Consider the following 20,747-nt stretch of genomic DNA (forward strand, 5'->3'; position numbering starts at 1 on the left):
AAACGGCATTTTTCTAAGGTTTTCCCAACCTTTTCTTTAGGGATTTCCCGATTCTTTTCGGAACGGGCGCCCTAGGGGACGCGTAGGGGGCCGTCAGGGGTGTTGTCCCTGACGGCCCCCTCGTTAGTTTTCGGTCCAGAGGTCTGTCGGACTTACCCCGAGACGTGCCGGTTGCCCTGAAGAGGTGGCGTTGAATGTCCAACGAGCAGAAGCTTCGCGACTACCTCAAGCGGGTGACGGCGGACCTGCACAACACGCGCCAACGCCTGCAGGCGGTGGAGGCCAAGGGGCATGAGCCCATCGCGATCGTCGCGATGGACTGCCGCTTCGCGGGTGGTGTCTCGTCACCGGACGAGTTCTGGGACTTCGTCGTCGCGGAACGGGACGCCATCGCGCCGTTCCCGACCGACCGCGGCTGGGACCTCGAGTCGCTCTACCACCCGGACCCCGACCACCAGGGCACGTCCTACGTGGCCGAAGGTGCGTTCGTCGACGGTGTCGCGGAATTCGATCCCGGGTTCTTCGGCATCTCGCCGCGTGAGGCGCTGGCGATGGACCCGCAGCAGCGCCTGCTGCTGGAGACCGCGTGGCAGACGTTCGAACGCGCGGGCGTCGACCCGCAGACGTTGCGCGGCAGCCGGACCGGTGTGTTCACCTCCACCAACGGCCAGGACTACGTCACGCTGTTCGAGGGCGACACCCCGGACGGCCTGGAAGGTCACCTCGGCACCGGCAACGCGGCGAGCATGTTCTCGGGCCGCATCTCCTACACGTTCGGCTTCGAGGGCCCGGCGGTCACGCTCGACACGGCCTGCTCCGGCTCTCTCGTCGCCCTGCACCTCGCCGTCCAGGCACTGCGCAACGGTGAGTGCGACCTGGCGCTGGCCGGCGGCGTGACGATCATGTCGTCGCCCGCCGCGTTCATCGACTTCTCCCGTCAGCGCGGACTCGCGATGGACGGGCGCTGCAAGTCGTTCGCGGCCGCCGCCGACGGCACGGCGTGGGGCGAGGGCGTCGGCATGCTGCTCGTCGAGCGGCTGTCGGACGCGCAGCGCAACGGCCACCAGGTCCTCGCCGTCGTGCGCGGCAGCGCGGTGAACCAGGACGGCGCGTCGAACGGCCTGACCGCGCCGAACGGCCCGTCGCAGCAGCGGGTCATCAAGCAGGCGCTGGCCGACGCCCGACTGTCCTCGGTGGACGTCGACGTCATCGAGGCGCACGGCACGGGCACCGCGTTGGGCGACCCGATCGAGGCGCAGGCCATCCTCTCCACCTACGGCCAGGAGCGGGAGACCCCGCTGCTGCTGGCCTCGGTCAAGTCGAACATCGGCCACACGCAGGCCGCCGCCGGTGTCGCCGCCGTGATCAAGGCCGTCCTGTCGCTGCGGCACGGCGTGGTGCCGAAGACGCTGCACGTGGACGAGCCGTCGAAGCAGATCGACTGGAACGCCGGCGCCGTCACGCTGGCCACCGAGACGACGCCGTGGCCCGAGACGGGCCGCGCCCGCCGCGTGGGTGTGTCGTCGTTCGGCTACAGCGGCACCAACGCGCACGCCATCCTGGAGCAGGCACCGGAGCAGGAGGCGGGCGAGGAGTCCCGCGCCGCGCTGCCGGTCGTGCCCGTGCTGGTCTCGGGCAAGACCGAGAACGCCCTGCGCGCCAACGCCGCCAGGCTCGCCGAGGCGGTGCGGGCCGGGGCCGACCTGGCCGACCTCGCGTACTCCGCCGCCACCCGGCGCACCCACCACGCCCACCGGGCGACGGTCGTCGCCACGGGGTCCGAGGACCTGCTCGCCGCACTGGACGGGCTCGCCACCGACGCGCCCCTGCCGGAGGCGGCCGTCAAGGGCCGGACCGCGATCCTGTTCACCGGGCAGGGCAGCCAGCGGATCGGGATGGGGCAGCAGTTGCACGCCGCGTTCCCGGTGTTCGCCGAGGCGTTCGACGCCGTCTGCGCCCACCTGGACCCGGAGCTCGCCGAGGCACTGTCCACTCCGGACCTGCTGAACCGCACCGAGTTCACCCAGCCCGCACTGTTCGCGATCGAGGTCGCGCTCTACCGCCTCGTCGAGTCGTGGGGCGTCAGGCCGGACTTCCTGGCGGGCCACTCGATCGGCGAGATCGCCGCCGCGCACGTCGCCGGTGTGCTGTCCCTGGAGGACGCGGCCGCACTGGTCAGCGCACGGGGCCGGCTCATGCAGGCGCTGCCGGGCAGCGGTGCCATGCTCGCGTTGCAGGCCACCGAGGAGGAGGTGCTGCCGCACCTCACCGACGCCGTCTCGATCGCCGCGATCAACGGCCCGCGCTCGGTCGTCGTCGCGGGCGCCGAGGACGCCGTCGAGCAGATCGCCGCGCGGTTCCCGGACCGCAAGGCCAAGCGGCTCAGCGTGTCGCACGCGTTCCACTCCCCGCAGATGGACGGCATGCTGGCGGACTTCCGCGCCGTGGTGCAGAAGCTGACCTTCAACGCTCCGTCCACCTCGATCGTCTCCACGCTGACCGGTGCGCTCGTCACGGCCGAGGAGATCACCTCGCCGGAGTACTGGGTGCGGCACGTGCGCGAGGCGGTCCGGTTCGCCGACGCCGTGCGCGCACTGGAAACCGAAGGCGTCACGACGTTCCTCGAGCTCGGCCCGGACGGCGTGCTCACCGCGATGGGTGCGGACAGCGTCCAGCACGCGGTGCTCGTGTCCGCCCTGCGCAAGGACCGCGACGAGGTCCAGAACATCGTGTCCTCGCTCGGCCGGATCCACGGCCGCGGCGTGCGGGTCGACTGGTCCGGCTACTTCGCTGGATCCGGCGCGCGGCCGATCTCGTTGCCCACCTACGCGTTCCAGCGCGAGCGTTACTGGATCGACTCCACCGGTGTGGTGCACGACGTGACGGCCGCCGGTCTCGGCGCGGCCGACCACCCGCTGCTCGGCGCCGTGCTCTCCACCCCCAACGGCGGAACCCTGTTCACCGCCAGGCTGTCCCGCTCCTCGCACGCCTGGCTCGCCGACCACGTCGTCGCGGGCAACGTGGTCGTGCCGGGCACCGCGATCGTCGAACTCGCCATCCGCGCGGGCGACCAGCTGGGCTGCGGCCACCTGGACGAACTGCTGCTGCAGGCACCGCTGGTGCTGCCGGCGAAGGGCGCGGTCACGCTGTGCATCGCGGTCGCCGAGGCGGACGCCTCCGGCCGCCGCACGGTCACCGTCTACACGCGACCCGACGGCGAGGACGACTCCGCGTGGACCACGCACGCCGTCGGTGTGCTGGCGCAGGACGAGGTGGCGGCGGGCTTCGACCTGAAGACGTGGCCGCCGGCGGACGCCGAGGAGATCGAGCTCGACGGCGTCTACGACGACCTCGCGAGCGCCGGTCTGGTGTACGGCCCGGTGTTCCGCGGCCTGCGCGCGGCCTGGCGGTCCGGTGACGACGTGTACGCCGAGGTGGCGCTGCCCGAGTCGGAGCACCGGCAGGCGGCCAAGTTCGGGCTGCACCCGGCGTTGCTCGACTCGGTGCTGCACGCGCTCGGCCTGGAGGCGGAGAAGGGCCAGGGCGGTTCGCTGCCGTTCTCCTGGAACGGCGTCACCCTCTTCGCCTCCGGCGCCTCGGTGCTGCGGGCGAAGATCTCGCCGAGCGGGCAGGGCGACGCGGTCTCGGTCCGGGTCGCCGACGAGACCGGCGCACCGGTCGCCCAGGTCGACTCCCTGGTGCTGCGGCCCATCGGTGGTCAGCTCAAGGCCGGGTCCGGTCAGCCGGACTCGTTGTTCCGCATCGACTGGAACCCCCTTTCGCTGGAGCGCGAGGGCAGCGCGGCACGGGTCGTCACGGTGGTCGCACCGGACGGCGAGACCCGCGACGTCGTCAGCCGGGTGCTGGCCGACGTGCAGGCCTTCCTGGCCGGGGACCACGAGTCGGTGCTGGCCGTCGTCACCACCGGCGGCGCGGCCGTGCTGCCCGGCGAGGACGTGCCGAACCTGGCGCACGCCGCGGTGTCCGGCCTCGTCCGCGCCGCCCAGTCCGAGCACGTCGACCGGATCGTGCTGATCGACGCCGACGCGCCGGGTGAGCTCGAGGACCTGCTGCCGGCCATCGCGGCCTCGGGCGAGAGCGAGGTCGCGGTCCGCGGCGGCAAGGCGTTCGTGCCGCGGCTCGCCCGTGGTTTCACGGGCTCGGTCACGCCGTTCGCCGGCGACGAGCCGTGGCGCCTCGACTTCACCGAGCAGGGCACGTTCGACAACCTCGTCACCATCCCGTGGCCCCAGGCCATGGACGACCTGGAACCCAACCAGGTCCGCATCGCCGTGCGCGCGGCGGGCGTCAACTTCCGCGACGTCATGAACGCGCTCGGCATGTACCCCGGTGACGCGGGCCTGATGGGCCTCGAAGCCGCCGGTGTCGTGCTCGAGGTCGGGTCCGAAGTGGACGGTCTCGCGCCCGGCGACCGGGTGATGGGCATGATGGACGCCGCCTTCGGCCCGGTCGCGGTCGCCGACGAGCGCATGGTCTGCCCCATGCCCGCCGGCTGGACCTACGCCGAGGCGGCCGGTGTGCCGCTGGTGTTCCTCACCGCGCTCTACGGACTCGGTGACCTCGCCGGTCTGCAGGCCGGCGAGTCGGTCCTGATCCACGCCGCCGCCGGTGGTGTCGGCATGGCCGCGACGCAGGTCGCCCGCCAGCTCGGCGCCGAGGTGTTCGGCACGGCCAGCACCGGCAAGTGGCACATCCTGCGCCAGGCCGGTATCCCGGACGACCACATCGCGTCCTCGCGCACCACGGAGTTCGAGCAGCAGTTCGCCGCCGTCACCGGCGGCCGCGGCGTCGACGTCGTGCTGGACGCGCTGTCGGGCGAGTTCGTCGACGCCTCGCTGCGGCTGACCGGCCTGGGCGGTGGCGGCCGGTTCGTGGAGATGGGCAAGACCGACGTCCGCGACCCTGAAGAGGTCGCCACGCAGTACCCCGGAGTCCGCTACCGGGCGTTCGACCTGATCGAGGCGGGCCCCGACCGCATCCGCGAGATGCTCTACCAGCTCTACGACTGGTTCAGCGCGGGCGTGCTGCACCCGTCGCCGGTGACGGCGTGGGACCTGCACCGGGCGCCCGAGGCGTTCCGGTACCTGGGCCAGGCCAAGAACATCGGCAAGGTCGTGCTCACGATCCCGGCGCCGCTCGACCCCGAGGGCGCGGTGCTGATCACCGGCGGCACCGGTGGTCTCGGTGCGGAGCTGGCGCGCCACCTCGTGACGGTGCGCGGCGTCCGGCACCTCGTGCTGACGTCACGTCGTGGTCTGGACGCGCCGGGCGCGGCCGAGCTGGTCGCGGAACTGGACGCGCGGGTCGACGTCGTGGCCTGTGACGTGTCGGATCGCGATGCGCTTGCGGCCGTGGTCGCGGGCATCGAGAACCTCACCGGTGTCGTGCACACGGCCGGTGTTCTCGACGACGGTGTGCTGGAGTCGCTGACGCCCGAACGCATCGACAGCGTCTTCGGCCCCAAGGCCGACGCCGCGTGGTACCTGCACGAGCTGACCCGTGACCGCGACCTGGCGGTGTTCGCCCTGTTCTCGTCCACGGCCGGTGTGCTGGGGTCGCCGGGCCAGGCCAACTACGCGGCCGCCAACACCTACCTCAACGGCCTCGCCGCCCACCGCCGTTCCCTCGGCCTGCCCGCCGTCTCGCTGGTGTGGGGCCTGTGGAGCTCGCACGTGGGCATGGGGTCCGGCCTGACCAAGGCGGACCTCGCCAGGATGGCGCGGGCCGGCATGCCGGCGATGTCGATCGCCGAGGGCTTCGCGTTGTTCGACTCGGCACTCGTGCTGGACGAGGCCGTCGCCGTGCCGATGAAGCTCGACCTGGCCGCCCTGCGCGGAGCCGACGAGGTGCACCCGGTGCTGCGCGGCCTGGTCCGCACGCAGCACCGGCGGGCCGCGGCCGCGGGCGGCAAGTCCGAGCCGTCGTCGTGGACGACGCGGCTCGCGGGTCGTTCCCCGGCGGAACAGGACGAGCTGCTGCTGGAACTGGTGCGCGGCCAGGTCGCGGTGGTGCTCGGGTTCTCCTCGGCCCAGCAGGTCCAGGTGACCCGCGGTCTGGTCGAGATGGGCCTGGACTCGTTGTCCGCGGTCGAGCTGCGCAACACGTTGAGCGTCGCGACGGGGCTGCGGTTGCCGGCCACCGTGGTGTTCGACTACCCGACGCCGCAGGCGCTCGCCGCACACCTGCGGGGCGAGTTGGCCTCGTCAGCCGACGAGGCGCCCGTGCAGGCGGTGGTGGCCGCGACGGTCGGCTCGGACGAGCCGATCGCGATCGTGTCGATGGCCTGCCGCTTCCCCGGTGGGGTCCGGTCGCCCGAGGACCTCTGGGACCTCGTGGCCACGGGCCGGGACGCGATCTCGCCGTTGCCCGCCGACCGCGGCTGGCTGTTGCAGGACCTGGACTTCGACGTCGCCGGTGGTGGTTTCGTCGACCACGCCATGGACTTCGACAACGACTTCTTCGGCATCTCCCCGCGCGAGGCGCTGGCGATGGAACCCCAGCAGCGCCTGCTGCTGGAGACCTCCTGGGAGGTGTTCGAGCGGGCTGGGATCGACCCGGCGACCGTGCGCGGCAACCAGGCGGGCGTGTTCGTCGGCGGTAGCGCCACGGACTACGGTTCCCAGGGGCAGGTCGTGCCCGACGAGCTGGCGGGCCTGCTGCTCACCGGCAGCACCCCGAGCGTGATGTCCGGCCGGATCGCCTACACCTTCGGCCTCGAAGGCCCCGCGCTCACCGTCGACACCGCGTGCTCCTCCTCGCTGGTCGCGATCCACCTCGCCGTGCAGGCGCTGCGCCGCGGTGAGTGCGACTTCGCGCTGGCCGGTGGCGTCATGGTGCTGTCGACGCCGGCGCTCTTCGCCGAGTTCGCCAAGCAGAACGGGCTCTCGCCGGACGGCCGCTGCAAGGCCTTCTCGGCCGACGCGGACGGCACCGGCTGGTCCGAGGGCGTCGGCATGATCATGCTCGAACGGCTCGCCGACGCGAAGCGCAACGGGCACGAGGTGCTCGCCGTGGTGCGGGGTTCGGCGGTGAACCAGGACGGTGCGTCGAGCACGCTGACGGCGCCGAACGGCCCGTCGCAGCAGCGCGTGATCCGCCAGGCGCTCGCCAACTCCGGTCTGTCCACTTCGGACGTCGATGTCGTCGAGGCGCACGGCACCGGCACGAAGCTCGGTGACCCGATCGAGGCGCAGGCGGTGCTCGCGACCTACGGTCAGGACCGCGACGAGCCGGTGCTGCTAGGGTCGCTCAAGTCCAACATCGGCCACTCGCAGTCCGCCGCCGGCGTCGGTGGCGTGATCAAGATGGTGATGGCGCTGCGGCACGGTGTCGTGCCGAAGACGCTGCACGCCGACGAGCCCTCTCCGCACGTGGACTGGGAGTCCGGAGCGGTCGAGCTGCTGACCGAGTCGCGGTCGTGGCCGGACCGCGGTCGTCCGCGCCGCGCGGGTGTGTCGTCGTTCGGCATCGGTGGCACCAACGCGCACCTGATCGTCGAGCAGGCCCCTGCCGCGCGGCCGTCGACCGTCGAGCACAAGCCGGTGCCGCTGGTGCCGGTCGTGCTGTCGGCGAAGACGCCGGAAGCGGTGCGGGAGCAGGCGGAACGCCTGGCCGCGTCGGAGCCGGTGGACCTGACGGACCTCGGCTTCTCGCTCGCGACGACGCGGGCCCGGTTCGACCACCGGGCGGTGGTGGTCGCCGCGGACCAGGACGAACTCGTCCGTGAACTGGCCGCGGTCGCACCCGCGACGGTGGTGCCGGGCCGGTTGGCGTTCCTGTTCACCGGTCAGGGCAGCCAGCGAGCCGGGATGGGTCGTGAGCTGTACGACGCGTTCCCCGTCTACGCCAAGGCTTTTGACGAGGTCGCCGCGCTGGTCGACGTGCGGGACGACGAGCTGGACCGCACGGAGTTCACCCAGCCCGCGATCTTCGCGCTCGAAGTCGCGCTGTACCGGCTCGTCGAGTCGTGGGGTGTCCGGCCGGACTTCCTGGCGGGGCATTCGATCGGTGAGATCGCGGCGGCTCATGTGGCCGGTGTGTTGTCGCTGGAGGACGCGGCGACGTTGATCTCGGCTCGTGCGCGGTTGATGCAGGCGCTGCCGGAAGGCGGTGCGATGGTGGCGTTGCAGGCCACCGAGGACGAGGTCACGCCGCACCTGGGTGACCTGGTCTCGCTCGCCGCGATCAACGGGCCCAACGCTGTCGTCGTCGCCGGTGACGAGGCCGCGGTGGAAGCCGTGATCGCGCAGTTCGCGGACCGCAAGTCCAAGCGCCTCACCGTGTCCCACGCGTTCCACTCGCCGTTGATGGACCCGATGCTGGACGACTTCCGTGCGGTGGTCACGGAACTGACGTTCCACGAACCCCGGATCGCGATGCTGGGCGACGTCACCGACCCCGAGCACTGGGTGACCCACGTCCGCGACACCGTCCGGTTCGCCGACGCGCTCGCGGAGCTGCGGTCCCGGGACGTCACGACGTTCCTGGAACTCGGTCCGGACGCGGTGCTGTCCGCGATGGGCGGCGACGTCGCGGCGTTCGTGCCGACCCTGCGCAAGGGCCGGCCGGAAGCGCGGTCGCTGGTGCAGGCGCTCGGCAGGGTGCACGCCAGGGGCGTCGAGGTCGACTGGACCGCCTACTTCGCCGGTTGCGGCGCGCGCAGGGTCGACCTGCCGACGTACCCGTTCCAGCGCGAGCGGTTCTGGCTCGACTTCTCGACCTCGACGAGCGGACGCGACTCGGCCCAGCACCCGTTGCTGGACGCGGTGTTCGCGATGCCCGACGGCGGGGTGCTCGGTACCGCGCACCTGTCCCTGAACACCCATCGCTGGCTCGCCGACCACGTCGTCGCGGGTGCCGCGGTCGTGCCGGGGACGGCGTTGGTCGAGCTGGTGATCCGCACCGGTGACGAGGTCGGCTGCGGGCACGTCGAAGAACTCCTGTTGCAGCAGCCGCTGGTGCTGACCGCTGCCGGGGTGAACGTCCGGGTCGTGGTCGGCGAGGTCGACGGCGGCCGCCGGACGGTCACCGTGCTGGCGCAGGACGGCGACGTCTGGACGACTCACGCGGTCGGCGTGCTGTCGGACGAGGCGGTCGCGCCGGGCTTCGACCTGAGCGTGTGGCCGCCCGCCGGTGCGGACGTGTTGGACCCGTCGGACCTCTACGACGGCTTGGCCGAGGGCGGTCTGGCCTACGGTCCGGTGTTCCGCGGCCTGAAGTCGGCCTGGAGGTCGGGCGACGACCTGTTCGTCGAGGTCGCGCTGCCCGAGTCGGAGCACCGTCAGGCCGAGAAGTTCGGGGTGCACCCGGCGTTGCTGGACTCCGTGCTGCACGCGTTGGGGCTGGAGTCGGAGAAGGACCAGGGTGCCTCGCTGCCGTTCTCGTGGAACGGCGTGACCCTGCACGCGGCGGGTGCTTCGGTGCTGCGGGCCCGGATCTCCCCGAGCGGGCACGCGGTCTCGGTGAGCGTGGCCGACGGCGCCGGTGTGCCGGTGGCCCGGATCGACTCGCTGGTGCTGCGCCCGATCGGTGGTCAGCTGCTGAAGTCGGGCGCCGGCCAGTCCGACTCGTTGTTCCGCGTCGAGTGGGCTCCGCTGTCCCTGGACCGGGTGGACGGCGCGCCGCGTCTAATGACCTTGGTGGTGCCGGACGGCGACGTCCGGGACGTCGTGGGCGGGGTGCTCACCGACGTGCGGGGCTTCCTGGCCGAGGACGAGGAGTCCGTGCTGGTCGTGGTGACCAGCGGTGCCGTGTCGGTGCTGCCCGGTGAGGACGTGACGTCGCTCGCGCACTCGGCGGTGTCCGGTCTGGTCCGTGCCGCGCAGGCGGAGCACCTCGACCGGATCGTGCTCGTCGACGCCGACGTGGTCGACGGTCTGGACGCCCTGCTGCCCGCTGTCGTCCTGTCGGGCGAGAGCGAGGTGGCCGTCCGTTCCGGTGCGGCCTTCGCGCCTCGCCTGGCCCGTGGTTTCGCCGGCTCGGTGCTGCCGTTCGCGGGCGACGGCCCGTGGCGACTGGACTTCACCGAGCAGGGCACCTTCGACAACCTGGTCACCATCCCGTGGCCCGCCGCCGAGTCCGAACTGGGCGCCGGTGAGGTCAGGGTGGAGGTGCGCGCCGCGGGCGTGAACTTCCGCGACGTGATGAACGTGCTCGGCATGTATCCGGGTGACGCCGGCCTGATGGGTCTGGAAGGCGCGGGCGTCGTGCTGGAGGTGGGCGCCGGGGTCACGGACCTCGCGCCCGGCGACCGGGTGATGGGCATGTTCTCCGCCGCGTTCGCGCCGGTGGCGGTGGCGGACCGGCGGCAGGTCTGCCGCATCCCGGACGGCTGGTCGTACACCCAGGCGGCCGGTGTGCCGCTGGTGTACCTGACCGCGTTGTACGCCTTGGACGACCTGGGTGGGCTGCAGGCCGGGGAGAAGGTCCTGATCCACGCCGCCGCCGGTGGTGTGGGCATGGCCGCGACGCAGGTGGCCCAGCTGCTCGGCGCGGAGGTGTTCGGCACCGCCAGCACCGGCAAGTGGGACGTGCTGCGGGCCGCCGGCCTGGACGACGACCACATCGCGTCGTCGCGCACGACGGACTTCGAGCAGCAGTTCACCGCCGCGACCGACGGCCGTGGTGTGGACGTGGTGCTCAACGCGTTGTCCGGTGAGTTCGTCGACTCGTCGCTGCGCCTGGTGGCGCGGGGCACGGGTGGCCGGTTCCTGGAGATGGGCAAGACCGACGTCCGCGACGCGGACGTCGTCGCCGCCGAGCACTCCGTCCGCTACCGGGCGTTCGACCTGATCGAGGCCGGGTTCGACCGCATCGGCGAACTGCTGACCCGGTTGTACGACTGGTTCAACGCGGGTGACCTGCGTCCGCTGCCTGTGACGACGTGGGACCTGCACCGCGCGCCGGAGGCGTTCCGGTACCTGGGGCAGGCCAAGAACATCGGCAAGGTCGTGCTGACCGTGCCGGCTCCGCTGGACCCCGAGGGCACGGTGCTGATCACCGGTGGTACCGGTGGGCTCGGCGCGGAGTTGGCCCGTCACCTGGTTGCCGAGCACGGTGTGCGGCGTTTGGTGCTGACTTCTCGTCGTGGTGTGGACGCGCCGGGTGCGGCCGAGCTGGTCGCCGAGCTGGACGCGCAGGTCGAGGTGGTCGCGTGTGACGTGTCCGATCGTGGAGCGCTTGCCTCGGTGATCGAGGGGATCAGGGACCTGACCGGTGTCGTGCACACGGCTGGTGTGTTGGATGACGGTGTTCTGGAGTCGTTGACGCCGGAGCGTTTCGACACGGTGTTCGCGCCGAAGGTCGACGCCGCCTGGCACCTGCACGAGCTGACCCGTGATCGGGACCTGGCGATGTTCGTCCTGTTCTCCTCGACGGCCGGGTTGATGGGCTCTCCCGGCCAGGCGAACTACGCGGCCGCGAACACGTACCTGAACGGTCTGGCCGCGCACCGTCGTTTCCTCGGGCTGCCGGGCGTCTCGCTCGCGTGGGGCTTGTGGAACCAGAGCACGGGCATGGGCGCCGGACTGTCCCGGGTGGACCTGGCGCGGATGACCCGTGCCGGGATGCCGGCGCTGTCGGTCGCCGAGGGCTTCGAGCTGTTCGACTCCGCGCTCGTGCTGGACGAACCGGTCTCCGTGCCGATGAAGCTCGACCTCGTCGCGTTGCGGGGCAGCAAGACCGACCTGCACCCGTTGCTGCGCGGCCTGGTCCGCGTGCCGGCGCGCAGGAACGCGTCGGGTGTCGTCGTGGGAGCGTCGCAGTGGAGCCAGAAGCTGGGTTCGCTGTCGGTCGCCGAGCAGGACGAGGTGCTGCTGGACCTGGTGCGCGGTCAGGTCGCGGTGGTGCTGGGGTTCTCGTCGGCGCAGCAGGTGCAGGTGACCCGCGGGCTGGTCGACATGGGCCTGGACTCGTTGTCGGCGGTGGAACTGCGCAACACGTTGAGCGCTGCCACGGGTCTGCGCCTGGCGGCGACGGTGGTGTTCGACTACCCGACCCCGCAGGCGCTGGCCGTGCACCTGCGCGGCGAGCTGGTGGGGTCTGCCGACGAGGCGCCCGTGCAGGCGGTGGCCGCGACGATCGGGTCGGACGAGCCGATCGCGATCGTGTCGATGGCGTGCCGCTTCCCCGGTGGGGTCCGGTCGCCGGAGGACCTGTGGGAGCTCGTCGCCACGGGCACGGACGCGATCTCGCCGTTGCCCGTCGACCGCGGCTGGCAGTTGCAGGAGTTCGACTTCGACGTCGCCGGTGCCGGTTTCGTCGACCACGCCATGGACTTCGACCGCGACTTCTTCGGGATCTCGCCGCGTGAAGCCCTCGCCATGGACCCCCAGCAGCGGTTGCTGCTGGAGACGACGTGGGAGACGTTCGAGCGGGCCGGGATCGACCCGGCGTCGGTGCGGGGCCGCCAGGCCGGTGTCTTCATCGGTGGCAGTTCGACCGACTACGGCACCGCGGGCCAGGTCGTTCCCGACGAGCTGGCGGGGTTGTTGCTCACCGGCAGCACGCCGAGCGTGATGTCCGGCCGGATCGCCTACACCTTCGGCCTCGAAGGCCCGGCGCTGACGGTCGACACCGCGTGTTCGTCGTCGCTGGTGGCGATCCACCTCGCGGTGCAGGCGCTGCGGCGCGGCGAGTGCGACTTCGCGCTCGCGGGCGGCGTGATGGTGCTGTCGACGCCGGCGATCTTCGCCGAGTTCGCGATGCAGAACGGCCTTTCGCCGGACGGCCGGTGCAAGGCGTTCTCCGCCGACGCGGACGGCACGGGCTGGTCCGAGGGCGTCGGCATGCTCCTGGTGGAGCGGTTGTCGGATGCTCGTCGCAACGGGCACGAGGTTCTTGCGGTGGTGCGGGGTTCGGCGGTGAACCAGGACGGTGCGTCGAGCACGTTGACGGCGCCGAACGGTCCGTCGCAGCAAAGGGTCATCCGGCAAGCGCTGGCGAACGCTGGTTTGTCCACTTCGGACGTCGACGTGGTGGAGGCGCACGGCACCGGCACGAAGCTCGGTGACCCGATCGAGGCCCAGGCCATCCTCGCCACCTACGGCCAGGACCGCGAGCAGCCGGTGCTGCTCGGGTCGCTGAAGTCCAACATCGGGCACTCGCAGTCCGCTGCCGGTGTCGCGGGTGTGATCAAGATGGTGATGGCGCTGCGCCACGGTGTCGCGCCGAAGACGTTGCACGCGGAAGAGCCGACCCCGCACGTGGACTGGGAGTCCGGGGCCGTTGAGCTGCTGACCGAGTCGCGGGAGTGGCCCGCGGTGGGCAGGTCGCGCCGGGCGGGTGTGTCGTCGTTCGGCATCGGCGGCACCAACGCCCACGTGATCATCGAGCAGGCTCCTGCCGCTCGACCGTCGACCGTCGACCGCACGCCGTTGCCGCTGGTGCCGGTCGTGCTGTCGGCCAAGTCGCCGGAAGCGGTGCGGGAGCAAGCGGAACGCCTCGCCGGGGCGGAGCCGGTGGACCTGACGGACCTCGGCTTCTCGCTCGCGACGACGCGGGCCCGGTTCGAGCACCGGGCCGTCGTGGTCGCCGCCGACCAGGAGGAGTTGGTCGCGGGCCTCGGCTCGGTGGAGCCGGCGACGGTCGTGCCGGGTCGCCTCGCGTTCCTCTTCACGGGGCAGGGCAGTCAGCGGGCCGGCATGGGTCGTGAGCTGTACGAGGCGTTCCCCGTGTACGCCAAGGCGTTCGACGAGGTTGCTGCTCTGGTTGATGTGCGGGACGAGGAGCTGGACCGCACGGAGTTCACGCAGCCGGCGATCTTCGCGCTGGAAGTGGCGCTGTACCGCCTTGTCGAGTCGTGGGGCGTCAAGCCCGACTTCCTGGCCGGCCACTCGATCGGTGAGATCGCGGCGGCCCACGTCTCCGGTGTTCTCTCGCTGGAGGACGCGGCCACGTTGGTGTCGGCGCGGGCTCGCCTGATGCAGGCCCTGCCCGAGGGCGGCGCGATGGTGGCTTTGCAGGCCACTGAAGCGGAAGTGCTGCCGCTGCTCACGGACCTGGTGTCGCTCGCGGCGGTCAACGGGCCGGACGCGGTGGTGGTCGCCGGTGACGAGGCCGCGGTCGAGCAGGTCGTCGCGCGCTTCCCGGACCGGAAGTCCAAGCGACTGGCCGTCTCGCACGCCTTCCACTCGCCGTTGATGGACCCGATGCTCGACGACTTCCGGGCTGTGGTCACGGAACTGACGTTCCACGAGCCCCAGATCGCGATGCTGGGCGAGGTGAGCGACCCGGAGTACTGGGTGAGCCACGTCCGGAACACGGTCCGGTTCGCCGACGCCGTCGCGGCGCTCGAGGCCCAGGACGTCACGACGTTCCTGGAGCTGGGCCCGGACGCGGTGCTGTCGGCCATGGCCGGTGGCGGCGCGGCGTTCGTGCCCGCCCTGCGCAAGGGACGGCCGGAGGCGCGGTCGCTGCTGACCGCGCTCGGCCGGGTCCACGCCCGTGGTGCCGAGGTCGACTGGGCGAAGTTCTTCGCCGGCACCGGTGCGCGGCGGGTGGATCTGCCCACCTACGCGTTCCAGCGCGAGCGGTTGTGGCTGGAGACGGCCTCCGCCCGCGTGGCGGACTCGATCGAGGCCCGGTTCTGGGACGCCGTCGAGCGCGAGGACCTGGAGTCGCTCGGCGCGACGTTGAGCGAGGAGGACTCGCAAGCGTTTGACGCGGTGCTGCCGGTGTTGTCCCGCTGGCGGCGGGACAGCCGCGGTGAGTCGGTTGTGGAGGGGTGGCGTTACCGGGTCGAGTGGAAGCCGGTCTCGGCGGCCCAGGCCGAGGTTTCCGGTCGCTGGCTGGCCGTGGGTGCCGACCCAGTCGTGGACTCGCTGGTGGCACGAGGTGTCGAGGTCGTCACCGTCACGGACCTCGCGACGGTGGCCGGACTCGGTGAGTTCGACGGTGTGCTGGCGTTCCCGGCCGATGTCGCCGAGGCGCTCGCCGTGACGCAGGCACTCGCCGCTGTCGCCGCGCCGCTGTGGCTGGTGACGCGGAACGCCGTGACCGTCGGCCGCGCGGACGACGCGGTCGACCCGGAAGCCGCGCAGCTGTGGGGCTTCGGCCGGGTCGCGGCGCTGGAGCTCTCCGAGCGCTGGGGTGGTCTGGCCGACCTGCCCGGCACGCTCGACGACCGCGCCCTGGACCGCTTCGCCGCCGTGCTGGCCGGGTCCGAGGACCAGGTCGCGGTGCGCGCCAGCGGTGTCTTCGGCCGCCGGCTGGTGCACGCGCCGGTCGCCGGTGGCTCGACCTGGACGCCTCGGGGCACGGTCCTGATCACCGGTGGCACGGGTGCGCTGGGCGGGCACGTGGCCCGGTGGCTGGCAGGCGCGGGTGCGGAGCACCTGGTCCTGACCTCCCGCCGTGGCCTCGACACCCCCGGTGCGGCGGAACTCCGGGCAGAGCTGGCAGAACTCGGCGCACGGGTCACGATCGCCGCGTGCGACGCGGCCGACCGCGACGCCGTCGCCGCACTGGTCGCGGAACACCCGCCCACGGCGGTGTTCCACGCGGCCGGCGTCGACCACACCGAGGCCGTCGAGGGACACGACCCCGAGACGTTCCGGAAGGTGCTGGCGGGCAAGGTCTCCGGTGCGCGAAACCTGGACGAGCTGGTCGGCGAGGTCGACGCGTTCGTGCTGTTCTCGTCGATCGCCGGCGTGTGGGGCAGCGGTGGCCAGTCGGCCTACGCGGCCGCGAACGCGCACCTGGACGCGCTCGCCGAGTCCCGCCGCGCCCGCGGCCTGACCGCGCTGGCGGTCGCCTGGGGCCCGTGGGCGGACGGTGGCATGGCCGTCGAGGGTGACGCAGCCGAGCAGCTGCGCCGCCGCGGTGTGGTCACGATGGACTCGGCCGCCGCCATGACCGCGCTGCGCCAGGCGATCCGGTCCGGCGACACCACGATCACCGTCGCGGACGTCGACTGGGCCCGGTTCGCGCCGGTGTTCACCGCCGTCCGGCCGAGCCCGCTGCTGAGCGAACTCCCCGAAGTCGCCGCGCAGACCGTCACGGCGGCGGGGGAGTCGACGCTCGCCCGCAGGATCGCCGAGCTGTCCGAGGGCGAACAGCTGCACACGCTCGTGGAACTGGTGCGCGAGCAGGTCGCGGCCGCGCTCGGCCACGGCTCCGCGGACGACGTCCGGCCCGACCGGGCGTTCAAGGACCTGGGTTTCGACTCGCTGACCGCGGTCGAACTGCGCAACAGCCTCGTCGCGTCGACCGGCCTGACCCTGTCGGCCACGCTCGTCTTCGACTACCCGAACACGGCCGCTCTCGCCGCGCACCTGCGCGGTGAACTCCTCGGCGCCCGGCCGGCCGAGCTGACGACGGTCACCACGGCCGTCGCGGACGACCCGATCGCGATCGTCGCCATGTCCTGCCGGTTCGCGGGCGGCGTCTCGTCGCCGGAGGACCTGTGGCGGCTGCTGGTCGACGGCGGCGACGCGGTCACCGGCTTCCCGGCCGACCGCGGCTGGGACCTGGCCGGGCTGTACGACCCGGACCCGGACGCGCCGGGCAAGTCCTACGCCCGCGAGGGTGCGTTCCTGCACGCGGCAGGGGAGTTCGACCCGGCCTTCTTCGGGATCTCGCCGCGTGAGGCGCTGGCGATGGACCCGCAGCAGCGCTTGCTGCTGGAGACCTCGTGGGAGGCGTTCGAGCGGGCCGGGATCGACCCGACCTCGTTGCGCGGCGGTCAGGTCGGTGTCTTCGCGGGCACCAACGGCCAGGACTACGGCTCGCAGCTGACGTCGCTGCCGCCCGAGCTGGAGGGCTACTTCGGCACGGGCAACGCGGCCAGTGTGTTCTCCGGCCGCATCTCCTACACGTTCGGCTTCGAGGGTCCGGCGGTCACCGTCGACACCGCGTGCTCGTCGTCGCTGGTGGCCCTGCACCTCGCGGCCCAGGCGCTGCGCGACGGCGAGTGCGATCTGGCGCTCGCCGGCGGCGTGACGATCATGTCGACGCCCGCCGCGTTCGTGGACTTCTCGCGGCAGCGCGGACTCGCGGTCGACGGGCGCTGCAAGGCGTTCGCCGCCGGGGCAGACGGCACCGCGTGGGGTGAGGGTGTCGGCATGCTGCTCGTCGAGCGGCTGTCCGACGCGCAGCGCAACGGCCACGAGGTGCTCGCGATCGTCCGCGGCACCGCCGTCAACCAGGACGGCGCCTCCAACGGCCTGACCGCGCCGAACGGTCCTTCGCAGCAGCGGGTGATCCGCAGGGCCCTGGCCCGCGCGGGCGTCGCACCGTCCGATGTGGACGTCGTGGAGGCGCACGGCACGGGTACCGCGCTGGGTGACCCGATCGAGGCGCAGGCGCTGCTCGCGACCTACGGCCAGGACCGGCAGGCACCGTTGCTGCTCGGTTCGGTGAAGTCGAACATCGGTCACACCCAGGCCGCGTCCGGTGTCGCCGCCGTGATCAAGGCGGTGCTCGCGATGCGGCACGGTGTGGTGCCGAAGACGCTGCACGTGGACGAGCCGTCGCCGCAGATCGACTGGAGCTCCGGCGCGGTCGAGCTGGCCACGGAGACCACGCCGTGGCCCGAGACGGGCCACGCCCGCCGGGTCGGTGTGTCGTCGTTCGGCTACAGCGGTACCAACGCCCACGCGATCCTGGAGCAGGCACCGGCCACGCCGGTCGCGGAACCCGCCGAGGCCGCCGTGGTGCCGGTCGTGCTGTCCGCGAAGACCCCGGCGGCGTTGCGAGCCCAGGCCGCCCAGCTCCAGTCCTTTGTGGACGGTGACCTGGCCGGCCTCGGGTTCACCCTCGCCACCGGCCGGGCGAACCTGGAACACCGTGCGGTGATCATCGCCGGTGACCGGGACGACCTGGACCGCGGCCTGCTCGCGGTGGCCGGCGGCACCGACGCACCCGAGGTGGTGCGCGGCAGCGCGGCGAACGGGAGGCTCGCCTTCCTGTTCACCGGCCAGGGCAGCCAGCGGATCGGCATGGGCCGCGAGCTCTACGAGACCCAGCCGGTGTTCGCCGACGCGTTCGACGAGGTCTGCGCCCGGTTCGACCTGCCGCTGCGCGACGTCGTCTTCGGCACCGACGCGGCGGCCCTGAACGAGACCGGCAACACCCAGCCAGCCCTGTTCGCGCTGGAGGTCGCGCTGTTCCGCCTCTACGAGCACTGGGGCGTGCGGCCGGACTTCCTGGCCGGGCACTCGATCGGCGAGCTGGCCGCCGCGCACGTCTCCGGCGTGCTGACGCTGGACGACGCCGTGACGCTGGTCGCCGCGCGCGGCCGGCTGATGCAGGCGCTGCCCACCGGCGGCGCGATGATCGCCCTGCAGGCCACCGAAGCCGAGGTCACGCCGCTGCTGGGTGACCGCGTGTCGCTCGCCGCGGTGAACGGGCCCCGCTCGGTCGTCGTCGCGGGTGACGAGGACGCCGTCGAGCAGGTCGTCGCGCAGTTCGGCGACCGGAAGTCCAAGCGGCTCAGCGTGTCCCACGCGTTCCACTCGCCGCGGATGGACGCCATGCTCGAGGAGTTCCGGGTCGTGGCCAAGGGACTGGCCTTCGCCGCGCCTCGGATCCCGATCGTCTCGACCCTGACCGGCCGGCTCGCCACGACCGCCGAGCTGACGTCGGTGGACTACTGGGTCCGCCACGTCCGCGAGGCCGTCCGATTCGCCGACGCGGTCACCACGCTGGAGAACGCCGGTGTGTCCACGTTCCTGGAGTTGGGCCCGGACGCGGTGCTGACCGCGATGGGCGCGGAGAGCACGCACGACGCGGTGCTCGTCTCCGCCCTGCGCGCCGACAAGCCCGAGTCCGGCTCGGTCGTCACCGCGCTGGCCGGTCTGCACGTACGGGGCGTGGCGGTCGACTGGTCGCCGTTCTTCGCGGGCTCCGGCACGCGGCGGACCGACCTGCCGACCTACCCGTTCCAGCGCGAGCGGTTCTGGCTGACCTCCGACGAGACGCCGGACACGGACAGCCTGCGGTACCGCGTCGAGTGGACCCCGGTCGCCGCCCACGGCGGGCAGCCCACCGGGCGTTGGCTCGTCGTCGGTGCCGAGGACACCGCGCTGCGGCACGGCCTCGTGCACCGCGGCCTCGAGGTCGGCGCCGTCGAGGCCTCGACCGACCGGGCCGCGCTCACCGAGGCGCTGACCGGGGTCGGGACCGTGGACGGCGTGCTGGCCCTGGCCGGCTCCGCCGAGGAGAACCTCGTGCTGGTGCAGGCACTCGGCGACGCGGGCCTCACCGCGCCGCTGTGGGTCCTCACCCGCGGCGCGGTCGGAACCGGCGCCGACGACCCGGTGCGCGACCCGGCCCAGGCCCAGAACTGGGGCCTCGGCCTGGTCACCGCGCTGGAGCACCCCGACCGCTGGGGTGGCCTCGTCGACGTGCCGGCGCAGTGGGACGACGTCGCGCTCGACCACCTGGCCGACGTGCTCGCGGGCACCGAGGACCAGGTCGCGATCCGCACCTCCGGGGTGCTGGCCCGACGGCTGGCGCACGCGCCGGCCGGTCCGGCCACCGGCGGGTGGACGCCCCGCGGCACGGTGCTGGTGACCGGTGGCACCGGGGTCCTCGGCGGGCAGGTCGCCCGCTGGCTCGCCGGAGCGGGCGCCGAGCACCTGGTGCTGACCGCGGACCACGACGGCCCTGTGGACGAACTGCTCGCGGACCTGGACGTGCGGACCACCGTGGTGCGGTGCGACGTCACCGACCGGGACCAGGTCGCCGCACTGGTCGGCGAGCACGTGCCGGACGCCGTCGTGCACGCCGTCGAGGTCGCCCAGGCGACCCCGGTGGGGGAGCAGGACCTCACCGAGTTCTCCGCGGTCCTCTCCGCGAAGATCCTCGGTGCCGCCCACCTCGACGACCTGCTCGGCCAGACGCCGCTCGACGCGTTCGTGGTGTTCTCCTCGACCGCGGGTGTCTGGGGCGCCGCGAACCAGGCGGCCTACGCCGCGGGCAGCGCGTTCCTCGACGCACTGGTGGACCGGCGCCGGGCCCGCGGCCTCGCCGGAGCCTCGGTCGCCTGGGGCCCGTGGGCCGGCGGCGACCAGGACGAACTGCTGCGCCGCAGCGGACTTCCGGCCATGGCACCGGAACGGGCCATCGCCGCGCTGCGGCAGGCCGTCGAGTCCGGGGACCGCGCGGTCACCGTCGCCGACGTCGAGTGGGCCCGGTTCGCGCCGATCTTCACCGCCGGCCGGCCGAGCCCGCTGATCGCGGACCTGCCCGAGGTGCGCCGTGCGAGCGACGAGGCGTCCGATGTGGACACCAGCGCCGCGTTGCGGGCGAAGCTGACGGCACTGCCCGCGGACGACCGCGACCGGGTGCTGCTCGACCTGGTGCGGGACGAGGCGGCCGCGGTGCTCGGGCACCAGTCCGCCGGTGCCGTCGAGGCCGACCGCGCGTTCCGCGAGCTCGGGTTCTCCTCGATCACCGCGGTCGAACTGCGCAACCGCCTCAACACCCTGACCGGGTTGCGGCTCCCCGCGACCCTGGTCTTCGACTACCCGACCCCGCTCGTCCTGGTCGACCTCCTGCGCACCGAACTGATCGGTGACACCGCGGAGGCCGAGGTGCGCCAGGCGCTCACGGGCCTCTCTCTGGAGCAGTTGCGCGAGGCAGGCCTGCTGGACGCGTTGCTGCGGCTCGCGAACGGCGAAGCGGAACCGGTCGCTGACGAAGGGGACTCGATCGACGACATGGACATCGACAACCTCGTCGAGATGGCCCTCGACACCAAGAACTCCTGATCAGCCCGAAGTGCG

General features: G+C 72.4%; 1 protein-coding gene. It reads left to right on the forward strand.

Annotation, left to right across the window (positions count from 1 at the left end; genetic code table 11):
* The first annotated feature begins 194 nt into the window (after positions 1–194).
* On the forward strand, positions 195–20,732 hold the full coding sequence (locus tag QSK25_RS04150; protein ID WP_285633059.1) for a type I polyketide synthase: 20,538 nt from the start codon (positions 195–197) through the stop codon (positions 20,730–20,732).
* The last annotated feature ends 15 nt before the right edge of the window (positions 20,733–20,747 follow it).

It is taken from the genome of Lentzea sp. NBRC 102530, from assembly GCF_030269365.1.
Taxonomy (GTDB): Bacteria; Actinomycetota; Actinomycetes; order Mycobacteriales; family Pseudonocardiaceae; genus Lentzea.

What these genes read in the sequence shown, in the direction of transcription:
- QSK25_RS04150 (WP_285633059.1), top strand. Translation starts at nt 195, where the DNA reads ATGTCCAACGAGCAGAAGCTTCGCGACTACCTCAAGCGGGTGACGGCG.